Raw genomic sequence first — 6,715 nt, 5'->3', positions numbered from 1 at the left:
CGGCATGAAAGTGAAAAACCAGGTCCGCCTGAATCCACAACAGCCACTGTCGGTGCCAACGGTTACCGAATGGGTTGAATCCCTCGGGTTTGAGGTGTTGGCATCGCGCGGTATACGTTGTTTTCACGACTACCTGCGCGATAAACAAGTCGCCTCCAGCGACTACGAGGCTCTGTTAGCGCTGGAGCGAAAGTACAATCAACATACCCCATTCAAATGGTTAGGAAAGTACTATCATTTGTGGCTGCACTTAAACAAACCCTGATCAGGGCAGCACCAGAAACCGGCTCTTTGGCGCTGCACCATTGGCAAAGGGCGTGGCAAATTGATTGTTGTAGCCAATCATGTTCTCCAGCGTGACCTCGGCAATCTGATTTAGTGCCTCAATGGTAAAAAAGCCCTGATGTCCGGTTATTAATACGTTGTGAAAAGAGGCCAGGCGTTCAAATACGTCATCCTGAATGATCTCACTGGAATGGTCGCGGAAGAACAGTTCTGATTCCATTTCGTACACATCCAGTCCCAAATATCCCAACTTGTGTGATTTAAGGGCGTTAATGACGGCGCGGGTATCAATCAATCCGCCTCTGGATGTGTTGATCAACATCACGCCATCCCGCATGGAAGCGAGTGAATTTTCATTTATCAGGTGATGACTTTGTTCATTTAACGGGCAATGCAAACTAATAATATGACTGGTGCTGAACAGGGTGGTTAAGTCGGTATACTGTGCGCCAAGTGCGGTTAACGCCTCATTGGGGTAGGGGTCATAGCATAGAATGTTGCAGCCAAAACCGGTTAACAGACGCACCAATGCTGCGCCTATGTGTCCGGTACCTACCACGCCAATGGTTTTGTCGTGCAATGTAAAACCCAACAAACCATTTAAATCAAAATTCCCATCGCGAACGCGGTTATAGGCTTTATGGGTTTTGCGATTAAGCGTCATGATCAATGCCAGCGCATGTTCTGCCACGGCTTCAGGTGAATAGGCGGGTACCCGTGATACAGCCAGTCCCAGTTCACTTGCGCAGTCGATATCCACGTTATTGTAGCCAGCGCAGCGCATCGCTATGTGTTTAACACCGGCATCGTGAAGTGTACGTAATATTTCAGCGTCCAGTTTGTCGTTTACAAACGCGCACACCGTATCGAAACCCTGACAAAGTGACGCCGTTTTGGCAGAAAGCGGTGTATCAAAACTGCTTAGTGAGATTTGCGAATACAATGGATGCGAAGAGAACGACTGCTTGTCGTAAGCCTGGGTGCTAAACATGGCTATTCTGGGGGTACTTTGCATGCCAATCCTCCTTGGGCGTCTGCATATGCGATGAGAAAAAGCCAGTGTAATCGGCAGAAAATGCTATTGCCAGCAGATTAACCAATCCAGCAATGATCCAGCGCAATACCGTGATAGACTATCAGCAGTTTATGCAAACAGGACTTCTATTCATGCAGGTGAGTTTTATTGGACTGGGTGTTATGGGATATCCCATGGCTGGTCATCTTCAACGTGCGGGTCATTCGGTATGTGTTTACAATCGCACTGCTGCCAAGGCCAAGGCATGGCAGCAAACGTATGGTGGCGACATTGCACTTACCCCAGCAGACGCGGCGAAAAACGCCGAGATAATTTTTGTATGTGTGGGTAACGATGACGACGTGCGCGAAGTCATTACCGGTGAACACGGCGCGTTACAGCATTGTAAAGCAGGGGCGTTGTTAGTTGATCATACAACAGCTTCGGCGCAATTAGCACGAGAATTAGCCGCAGCCTGCGCAAAGAAAGGCGTGAGCTTTCTGGATGCACCGGTATCCGGCGGGCAAGCCGGAGCCGAAAATGGCCAGTTAACTATAATGGTTGGCGGCGAGCAAAGTGCGTTTGCCAAAGCGCAACCTGTTATGGATGCCTATGCCCGACACAGCCAGTTACTGGGTGAACACGGTAGCGGTCAGTTAGCTAAAATGATGAATCAGATTTGTATTGCCGGCATTGTGCAGGGCTTGGCTGAAGCTATTCATTTTGGCAAACAAGCGAACATGGACTGCCAAGCAGTGATTGACGTGATCAGCAAGGGCGCCGCACAATCCTGGCAAATGGAAAATCGCGCCAGCACCATGATCAACGGCGAATATTCGTTTGGTTTCGCGGTCGACTGGATGCGCAAGGACTTAGCCATTGCGCTGGAAGAGGCTCGCCGCAATGGGTCAACATTGGCCCTTACCGCACTGGTTGATCAGTACTATGCCGATGTACAGAAATCAGGTGGTAGCCGCTGGGATACGTCCAGCCTGTTAACCCGGCTCACCGGCGTTAAATAGAGGCGGCTCTGTTAGCGCATCCGTGATTTGCGGATATTGCTGTAGCAACTGCGCATAACGGCGTTGATTATTGGCAGACAGCGACTGTGCCAGCACACTTTTTACTAACTCGGTAAGGGTGAGTGCGCGGTAGCTGTTTGCACCATGAATTAACATGGTTTGCAGCATGTTCAATAGAAATGCCGGTTCGTCAGGGGTTAATTGTAATGCGCGGTAAAATGCTGCCATAGCCTCTACATGCTGCTTTTTCACAAACAGTTGCTGTCCCAATTCGTTGTAATGTTCTGCCCGTTTAGCTGCTAACCCAGTGTCCTGCTCGGCAGTGAGCATTCGGGTTTGTAGTGTTTGTTGTTCTGCGGGCATTTCACCAAGTTCGGTTTTACCTCTGGCCAATTCCAGCATCTGGATCGCGCGTTTTTCGTCACCTAAAGAGCTGGCAACACGAGCGGCAATGATTAACGTATTGGCGGAGCTGCGTTGATAAGCATTCATGTGCTCGCGACCAACAATTTCTTGCGCTTTACCTAATTGATTTTCCATTACGTAACTGTAAGCCAACAAGTAATCATGGCGTTGTTGCACTTGTAAATCAGATTGACTGCGCGCGGCAACGCCCATAAGTTTTCGCGCCTGACTCAGGCTTTCTTCGCGATGATTATAGGGACTCTGCTGGGCAATACTCAGGTAAAACTCAGCCAGTTCAAACGTAAATTCATCAAAGCGTTCTTTCGTTGAGCGGTTGTATTCCCGTTTCTTTTGCAGTAAATCAATACTTTCTATAATGCGATTTTGCTTCTGGTACGTCATGGTTTTTAATCGCGTAGCAGGCAAACTTAACTCGCTGTCCTGAATGTGATCTAAAAAGTACTCTGCTTTTTCATATGCTGCTTGCTCGAACGACAAGCAGGCAAGCCATTCAAATGCCTTATCACGGGTAAGTAGGGTCTCCAGCATATCGTCCAGACTGGCATGACACGCCGACCAGTCACCAGTTTGATAATGGCATTTTAGTTTGCCCCATTGCGCCCACAATACCTTGTTTGACTGAGCAAGGGTCGCCTCATAAATGGTGAGGGCTGCGGCATAATCTCCTTTTTGTAACAGCAACCGCGCACGGAGTTTATCCAAATCCGTCGCCACCCGAGGCGGCAGGGAAGTGCCGTTATGCTTTTCCAGCGTAGTAATGGCTGCTGCAATATTGCCTTCATCCATATAGCGTAAGGCCGTTGCAGCAAATTTACGGTACTCCAGGTAGTGATTAATTCCGCGGTGCAGGGCGTTAATGGTATAAGGTTTAAGCAGTAACAGATCCGGATGCGTATCGATAATTTGGCCGATGGTTTGTGGCAAGCGATCCGCTGTGATAAAGACTATGCCTGTACTGGGTTGGATAAATTCGGATTGCCGAAGTATCTGAACCCACTCTACGCCATTGCGTCTTTGACCCAGATGAAAATCAAAAATAAGTAATTCGAAATTTTGTTTCTTCAGCGCATTTTTCAGTTCTGTACCGGTACTGAAACTACTTACCTCCAGATTACCCAATACAATTAAATGACTGCGGATCGTTGCCCGGGCTGTGGCATTGTCTTCAATAATGGCAACGCGGAGTCGTTGGCTCATCGGTTAGCCCTGCAAGTGCAACGTCACAATGACATGAAAAATACTGACTACCACAGAACCCACAAGAATTTCCTTTGCTACATCAATACGCTAAGCATAACAGGCACAACTTCACTTAGCACGTACCGAATGGCCACAGTGGTGTAATCATAGCTAAATACCAACGAAAAATAACCTTTATGTCACAATAAATTTACAAGGAGGAGGGCAAATTTTAAGGGCTTACGTTTACGTTAACGTATGGTTGGTATAGCGTTAACGTACTCTACACAGTTACCGAGAAAGCGATGAAACAGGTTCCTCTTTTAATTAATGGCAACATGGTTGCCTCTCAAACCACTCAATTTATTGATGTAACGAATCCCGCCAACGGCGACGTCATTGCCCGCACACCGGTGACTACCGACACTGAAATGCAGCAAGCGCTAAGTGCAGCAAAAAAAGCATTTGAAACATGGCGCCACGTGCCGGTAACAGAACGCGCCCGTATCATGATGCGTTATCAGGCTATTTTAAAGCGCGACCAAAAGCGCATTGCCACCGTGTTGGCTGAGGAGACAGGTAAAGTATTCGACGACGCTATGGGTGATGTATGGCGTGGCATTGAAGTGGTTGAGCAAGCCATGAATGCCCCAAGTCTGATGATGGGTGAAACCGTTGAGAACGTGGCCCGTGGCATCGACACCTGCAGCTTTATTCAGCCCATTGGTGTGTGTGCTGGTATTACTCCCTTTAACTTCCCGGCCATGATCCCGTTGTGGATGTTTCCGCTGGCTATTGTATGCGGCAATACCTTTATTCTTAAACCGTCCGAGCAGGACCCGCTCACGCCCATGCTACTGGCAGAACTGTTTATTGAAGCGGGCGCGCCTGCTGGCGTGCTTAATGTCGTTCATGGCGGCAAAGAACAAGTGGATACCCTGTTACATCACCCTGATATCGCAGCTGTATCCTTTGTCGGGTCGGTACCTGTTGGCCAGTACATTTACCGCACCGCAACAGAAAACCTCAAACGTGCACAGTGTTTTGCTGGCGCTAAAAACCACACAGTGGTGATGCCCGACGCGAACAAACAGCACGTTATCAATAATCTGGTTGGTGCTTCTGTAGGCGCAGCTGGCCAGCGCTGTATGGCAATTTCGGTTGCTGTGTTTGTAGGCAGTGCGCAGGAGTGGATTGAAGAACTGGCACAGCAGATCAGCAAGGTTACACCGGGTGTATGGAACGACGACAAGGCAGGCTTTGGACCACTTATCAGTGCGGCGGCCAAACACCGTGTGCTGGATTTAATTGCCTCGGGTAAAGCACAAGGCGCGACGTGTCTGGTTGATGGAAGTGAATTCACAGTTAAAGGGTTGGAGAACGGCCATTGGATTGGGCCAACAGTTTTCAAAGACGTGACAACGGATATGCGTATTTATCAGGAAGAAATCTTTGGTCCGGTATTGTGCTGTATGTGTGTCGATACGTTAGAAGAAGCGCTCGCGCTGGTTAACAGCAATCCCTATGGCAATGGTACCTCTATATTTACCGCCAGCGGCGCAGCAGCGCGAAAGTATCAGTCGGAAGTGACAGTAGGTCAGGTGGGGATTAATGTGCCTATTCCGGTTCCACTGCCATTCTTTTCGTTTACCGGCTGGAAAAACTCATTCTTTGGCGATTTGCATGCCTATGGTAAGCAAGCGGTGCGGTTCTACACAGAAACCAAAACGGTAACGTCGCGCTGGCCTGAGCAGGACATCCCAAGTGGTCCGAACATGACCATTAACTTGCGCTAAAGGGGACGCCAATGAACTTTAACATGACCGAAGACCAACAGGCCTTTGCCGATGTTGCAAAGCAGTTTGCCATGCAGGAACTGGCGCCTTTTGCCGCGCAGTGGGACAGGGAACACACGTTTCCCATCGACACTATTCGCAAGGCGGGCGAACTGGGTTTTTGTGGACTTTACACCCCTGAATCAGACGGTGGCCTGGGATTAAGCAGACTGGACTCCTCCATTATTTTTGAGCAGTTGTCGATGGGATGCACCACAACAACCGCTATGCTTACAATCCACAATATGGCCACCTGGATGATCGCTAGCTGGGGCACTGAAAGTATTAAATCGCATTGGTTGCCCGGTTTAGTGACTGGCGAACAGCTAGCCTCGTATTGCCTTACTGAACCCGGTGCAGGTTCGGACGCGGCCAGTTTAAGTACCAAGGCTGAAAAAACCGATGCAGGTTATCGCCTGAATGGCAGTAAAGTGTTTATTTCCGGCGCGGGTGAAACCGACGTATTGGTAGTGATGGCGAGAACGTCCAACGACGGAGCCAAGGGTATTTCCGCGTTTGTGGTACCCGCGAATTCACCGGGTATTATATATGGTAAACCAGAAGAAAAAATGGGCTGGAATGCACAGCCAACCCGGATGATCACGTTCGACAACGTGGAAATTAGTCATGCCAGCCTGTTGGGTGAACATGGTCAGGGGTTTACTTTTGCCATGAAAGGTCTGGACGGTGGTCGCATTAATATTGCCACTTGTTCGGTTGGCACGGCGCAGCAGGCACTGGACACCGCGCGTGACTACATGCTTGAGCGCAAACAGTTCGGTAAACCGCTGGCGGCGTTTCAGGCACTGCAATTTAAACTGGCCGATATGAACACCGAGTTAGTGGCGGCCCGTCAGTTAGTGCTGAGGGCAGCGGCAAAACTGGATGAAAATGATCCACAAAAAACGGCCTATTGCGCCATGGCAAAACGATTTGCCACTGATGTGGGCTTT

Annotated in this window: 5 protein-coding genes and 1 pseudogene; 4 read left to right on the top strand and 2 right to left on the bottom strand. The window is 49.2% G+C overall.

Annotated elements, in window-relative coordinates:
* A pseudogene (locus ACLR2L_RS17665) lies at positions 1 to 265 on the top strand (SAM-dependent methyltransferase); the annotation flags it as partial.
* Here ACLR2L_RS17665 and ACLR2L_RS17660 read toward each other — a convergent pair.
* Positions 266 to 1,300 carry a 2-hydroxyacid dehydrogenase gene (locus ACLR2L_RS17660; RefSeq protein WP_413370008.1) on the bottom strand — a complete coding sequence of 345 codons (1,035 nt, stop codon included), beginning with the start codon at positions 1,298 to 1,300 and terminating at the stop codon, positions 266 to 268. It lies immediately after the preceding pseudogene.
* Between the two features lie 92 nt (positions 1,301 to 1,392).
* On the opposite strand from ACLR2L_RS17660, the gene ACLR2L_RS17655 reads away from it, so the two are divergent.
* Positions 1,393 to 2,322: an NAD(P)-dependent oxidoreductase gene (locus tag ACLR2L_RS17655; RefSeq protein ID WP_413370006.1), complete on the top strand. Its 930-nt coding sequence runs from the start codon at positions 1,393 to 1,395 to the stop codon at positions 2,320 to 2,322.
* On the opposite strand, the gene ACLR2L_RS17650 is transcribed toward ACLR2L_RS17655, so the two are convergent.
* Positions 2,296 to 3,945 carry a response regulator gene (locus tag ACLR2L_RS17650; RefSeq protein WP_413370004.1) on the bottom strand — a complete coding sequence of 550 codons (1,650 nt, stop codon included), beginning with the start codon at positions 3,943 to 3,945 and terminating at the stop codon, positions 2,296 to 2,298. The genes ACLR2L_RS17655 and ACLR2L_RS17650 overlap by 27 nt on opposite strands.
* 287 nt (positions 3,946 to 4,232) lie before the next feature.
* Between ACLR2L_RS17650 and ACLR2L_RS17645 the strand changes: the two genes are divergently transcribed.
* Complete coding sequence (locus ACLR2L_RS17645; protein ID WP_413370002.1) at positions 4,233 to 5,723, top strand: CoA-acylating methylmalonate-semialdehyde dehydrogenase; 1,491 nt, start codon at positions 4,233 to 4,235, stop codon at positions 5,721 to 5,723.
* An 11-nt stretch (positions 5,724 to 5,734) separates the two neighbouring features.
* On the top strand, positions 5,735 to 6,715 hold a 981-nt coding region (locus tag ACLR2L_RS17640), incomplete at its 3' end, for an acyl-CoA dehydrogenase family protein (protein WP_413369999.1).

This window comes from Alteromonas sp. AMM-1, from assembly GCF_047290655.1.
Classification (GTDB): Bacteria; Pseudomonadota; Gammaproteobacteria; order Enterobacterales; family Alteromonadaceae; genus Alteromonas; species Alteromonas mangrovi.
Note: the sequence above shows the minus strand (reverse complement) of the source record. Positions and strands in the feature narration are given on the sequence as shown.

Coding starts and splice junctions, on each gene's coding strand:
- ACLR2L_RS17650 (WP_413370004.1), bottom strand. CDS start 3,945: ATGAGCCAACGACTCCGCGTTGCCATTATTGAAGACAATGCCACAGCC.
- ACLR2L_RS17645 (WP_413370002.1), top strand. CDS start 4,233: ATGAAACAGGTTCCTCTTTTAATTAATGGCAACATGGTTGCCTCTCAA.
- ACLR2L_RS17655 (WP_413370006.1), top strand. CDS start 1,393: ATGATCCAGCGCAATACCGTGATAGACTATCAGCAGTTTATGCAAACA.
- ACLR2L_RS17660 (WP_413370008.1), bottom strand. CDS start 1,300: ATGCAAAGTACCCCCAGAATAGCCATGTTTAGCACCCAGGCTTACGAC.